This is a genomic window from Pseudomonas sp. KB_15 (assembly GCF_052114525.1).
In the GTDB taxonomy this organism is placed as follows: Bacteria; Pseudomonadota; Gammaproteobacteria; order Pseudomonadales; family Pseudomonadaceae; genus Aquipseudomonas.
In genome coordinates this window covers 1-464 of the sequence record NZ_JBFREX010000198.1, presented here as the reverse complement: position 1 = coordinate 464, position 464 = coordinate 1, and the positions used below count along the sequence as shown (strand labels likewise).

The following is a 464-nucleotide window of genomic DNA, read 5'->3' as shown; positions in this document are numbered from 1 at the left end:
GCAGTCGCCGGCGCGGGTGAAGCCGCTCATGCCGACCGTCATGCCGTCCTGGATCAGCGCGGCGGCCGCATCGGCCGACATGATCCGGTCCTGCAGGGCGGCCAGGCGAATGCGATCACGGTACATCTCGTCTCCTTGCTTGTTGGCTTCTGTAGCCTGTGGGGGCGTTGTCGGGGCCAGTGTAGCGAGCGCTGAATATTCTCACCATGATTTAAATCGCTAGAAGCCAGTCGGTTTTTTCATGGGTGACGCCGCCGTGCAAAGTGCCGCGCGCCGGGCAATTCGGCAAGCAACGGTGGCCATCGCTTCCTAAAATCTTCATGTGTGTTTCGTAGCCACGCCGGCTACTATCTCAGTCGAGTACGCAGTCGAGTCCTGTCCTACCTAGACCGAAATTGAGGGGAGTCGCATGGAGATGACGCAGGGAGCTTCGCAGCCCGAAGCCAGTCCGGACCCGGTTGCTG

General features: G+C 60.8%; 1 protein-coding gene. It reads right to left on the bottom strand.

All coding sequences use genetic code 11. The features are described 5' to 3' along the window. On the bottom strand, positions 1 to 126 hold a 126-nt coding region (locus tag AB4Z35_RS30440), incomplete at its 3' end, for a hypothetical protein (RefSeq protein ID WP_442101219.1). Positions 127 to 464: the final 338 nt, after the last annotated feature.